Annotated in this window: 5 protein-coding genes; all 5 read right to left on the bottom strand. The window is 70.9% G+C overall.

Annotated elements, in window-relative coordinates; translation table 11 throughout:
- On the bottom strand, positions 1-134 hold a 134-nt coding region (locus P1P70_RS42220; protein ID WP_319247448.1), incomplete at its 3' end, for a zinc-ribbon domain-containing protein.
- Positions 135-277: 143 nt separating this feature from the next.
- Positions 278-976, bottom strand: a complete 699-nt coding sequence (locus P1P70_RS42215) for a demethylmenaquinone methyltransferase (protein WP_319247446.1) — start codon at positions 974-976, stop codon at positions 278-280.
- A gap of 85 nt (positions 977-1061) precedes the next feature.
- Positions 1062-1511, bottom strand: coding sequence for an imidazolonepropionase-like domain-containing protein (locus P1P70_RS42210; protein WP_319247444.1), 450 nt, complete (start codon positions 1509-1511; stop codon positions 1062-1064).
- A 7-nt stretch (positions 1512-1518) separates the two neighbouring features.
- The gene (gene mqnC / locus P1P70_RS42205) at positions 1519-2718 is read right to left on the bottom strand and encodes a cyclic dehypoxanthinyl futalosine synthase (RefSeq protein WP_319247442.1); all 1200 of its coding nucleotides are present in this window, start codon (positions 2716-2718) and stop codon (positions 1519-1521) included.
- 164 nt (positions 2719-2882) lie between these two features.
- On the bottom strand, positions 2883-3453 hold a 571-nt coding region (locus tag P1P70_RS42200), incomplete at its 5' end, for a prepilin peptidase (protein ID WP_319247440.1).

Raw genomic sequence — 3453 nt, 5'->3', positions numbered from 1 at the left:
GGGCCGAGGGTCGGCGCGCCCGGTGGGGCGGAAGGGGGTGCCGGCGGGACCGGCATGCGCTCCCCTCCGCACGCCATGCAGTAGCGCGCCTCGGCCGGGCCCGGTGTTCCGCAGTGCGGGCAGTAGGACGTCATGGAACCCCCGTCGTCGGACATCACCGGTACGTGCCGGTGTATCGACGGACGGTAGTTTCCGTTGACCGGTTCCCGTCAACAGAATTCCTCTGCGGACGTCCCCCGTACGGGTGAACTCCCGCTTCGCCAGCCCGACTTGCTCCCTAGGCCTCGGCCTTGAACCCTCGGTGCAGGGCGACGATCCCGCCCGAGAGGTTGCGCCACGCGACCCTGTCCCAGCCGGCCTTCCGGAGGCGCTCGGCGAGACCCGCCTGGTCGGGCCAGGCACGGATGGACTCGGCGAGATAGACGTACGCGTCGGGGTTGGACGACACCGCGCGGGCGACCGGCGGCAGCGCGCGCATCAGGTACTCGGTGTAGACGGTCCGGAACGGCGTCCACGTGGGGTGGGAGAACTCGCTGATCACGACACGGCCGCCGGGCTTCGTCACCCGGTACAGCTCACGCAGCGCGGTGTCGGTGTCCTGCACGTTGCGCAGGCCGAAGGAGATGGTCACCGCGTCGAAGGTGTCGTCCTTGAACGGCAGCCTCGTGGCGTCGCCCGCGGTGAACGGCAGCCAGGAGAGGCGCTCCTTGCCGACCTGGAGCATGCCGAGGGAGAAGTCGCACGGCACGACGTACGCGCCGGTCTGCGCGAAGGGCAGCGAGGAGGTGCCCGTGCCGGCGGCGAGGTCCAGGACCTTCTGCGCCGGGCGGGCGTCGACCGCCCGCGCGACCTCCTTGCGCCAGCGCCGGTCCTGTCCGAGGGACAGCACGTCGTTGGTCAGGTCGTACCGTTTCGCCACTCGGTCGAACATCGAGGCGACTTCGTGCGGCTGCTTGTCCAGGGATGCGCGGGTCACGGGCCCATTGTGGCAGTACGGGCCGGACGCCGGTGCGGCGCCCGGCCGTCGCCGTTCCTCCGACCCCGAGGACACGAAACACCCCCTAGCGGCGGCGGTGGACCAGGCGGCCCGCACACACCGTGGCCACGCAGACGTCGGCCCCGTCGAAGACCGCCAAATCCGCTCGGCCCGTTTCCACGATCGCCGCCGGCTCCGGGCGCGGCAGTACCGAAACGTGGTTGCGCTCGGCGGCCGACCGGAGTTCGGGGGTGTTCGCGTGCTGTTCCAGGACCGCCACCGCGCCCGACTTCAGCACCGCGTGGACACGTTCGCGGGGTGACGGAGCGTCCGGGAGCGGGCCCTCGTGCACCCGGCCGGGCCCGAGGACGCCGGGCCAGTGCCGTACCCGGGCGCCCGGATACCGCCGGCGAAGGTCCTCCGACGGGCCCACCGCCCGGACCCGGGTGCCGTCGACCACGACGGCACCGTCCTTGACCGGCTCCGGGTCGTCCCAGGTGCGCCGTACCTCGTCGGCGGCGTGGATCGTCAGCAAGGCGGCCCTAGTTGGAGGCGAGGATCTTCAGCTCGGGATGCGCCGTGCCGCCCTCGATCGCCGTGGAGGAGATGTGCGACATCACACGCGCGTCGACGGGGTCGTTCGCCGGGTCGTCGTGGACGACGAGGTGCTCGTACGTCGTGGAGCGCTGGGCCGGGACCCGTCCCGCCGTGCGGATCATGTCGATCATTTCCTGAAGGTTGGAGCGGTGCTTGGCGCCGGCCGCCGAGACGACGTTCTCCTCCAGCATGACCGAGCCGAGGTCGTCCGCGCCGTAGTGCAGCGTCAGTTGGCCCGCGTCCTGGCCGGTGGTCAGCCAGGAGCCCTGGATGTGGGCGATGTTGTCCATGAAGAGCCGGGAGATCGCGATCATCCGCAGGTACTCGAAGATCGTGGCCTGGGTGCGGCCCTTCAGGTGGTTGTTCATCGGCTGGTAGAGGTACGGGATGAAGGCGCGGAAGCCGCCCGTGCGGTCCTGGACGTCACGGATCATGCGCAGGTGCTCGATGCGCTCGGCGTTGGTCTCGCCGGTGCCCATGAGCATGGTCGAGGTGGACTCCACGCCCAGGTTGTGCGCGGTCTCCATGATCTCCAGCCAGCGCTCGCCGGACTCCTTGAGCGGGGCGATGGCCTTGCGGGGGCGCTCGGGCAGCAGCTCCGCGCCCGCGCCCGCGAAGGAGTCGAGACCGGCGGCGTGGATGCGCTGGATGGCCTCCTCGACGCCCACCTTGGAGATCCGGGCCATGTGCTCGACCTCGGACGCGCCGAGGGAGTGGATGACCAGCTGGGGGAAGGCCTTCTTGATCGCGGCGAAGTGCGTCTCGTAGTACTCCACCCCGTAGTCCGGGTGGTGACCGCCCTGGAACATGATCTGCGTACCGCCCAGCTCGACGGTCTCCGCGCAACGGCGCAGGATGTCGTCGAGGTCGCGCGTCCAGCCCTTGTCCTTGGCCTTCGGCGGGGCGTAGAACGCGCAGAACTTGCACGCCGTGACGCACACGTTCGTGTAGTTGATGTTCCGCTCGATGATGTACGTCGCGATGTGCTCCGTGCCCGCGTACCGGCGCTTGCGCACGGCGTCGGCGGCGGCGCCGAGTGCGTGCAGCGGGGCGTCGCGGTAGAGGTCGAGCGCCTCCTCCGGCGTGATTCTCCCGCCCTCGGCGGCACGGTCGAGAACGGACTGGAGATCGGCCTTCTCGGTCACCGGGGGCGTCCCTTTCGTAAGGAATCCAGAGGGGCGCGAAGCGCCTTCGTCATAAGGGTGGTGGGCGACGGGTGGGCGGACCAGGCCAGCCTACGCCAGGGGTTCGGATCGGCCGACGTCAGGCCGTCCGCCTGTGGATGACTTCATCGGGCGGGGGTCCGGTGTCAGGCCGCGTACGCCTCCAGCAGGAGGCTGACGTACGCTCCCGCGATCATGAACGGGCCCAGGGCCACCAGTTGTCGGCGCACGGCGCGGCGCCTGGCCAGCGCGACCACGGTGTAGGCGCTGCCGATGAGCGCGCCGGCGAACGTGCCGAGATACAGCGCGCCCCAGCCGTACCAGCCGAGGACGGCGCCGAGGCCGAGGGCCAGTTTCACGTCGCCGAAGCCGAGGGCCATGGGCCTGATGAGGAAGAAGAGGAAGTACAGGCCGCCGAGGGCGAGGCCGCCGTACAGGGCCGTGCGCCACTGGCCGGCGTGCTCGGGTACGAAGGCGACCGCGCCCAGGAGGGTGAGCGCCAGGGCCGCGAACGGGAGGGTCAGGGGGTCCGGGAGGCGTTGGGCGCCGAGGTCCACGAGGGTGAGGAGCACGCCGAGGGGGGCGAGGAGCAACCAGACGGCGAGTTCGGGGCGGGTGCCGGTGGTCAGGGCGAGGGTGGCGCAGATCAGGGCGGTGGTGATGGCGACGGTGGGGGTGTGGGGGCCGTAGGAGCAGGCGGCCGCGGTGGAGCGTGGG

Origin of the sequence: Streptomyces sp. MB09-02B, from assembly GCF_033794485.1 — a bacterium.
Taxonomy (GTDB): Bacteria; Actinomycetota; Actinomycetes; order Streptomycetales; family Streptomycetaceae; genus Streptomyces.
This window is presented reverse-complemented; position numbering and strand designations above follow the sequence as displayed.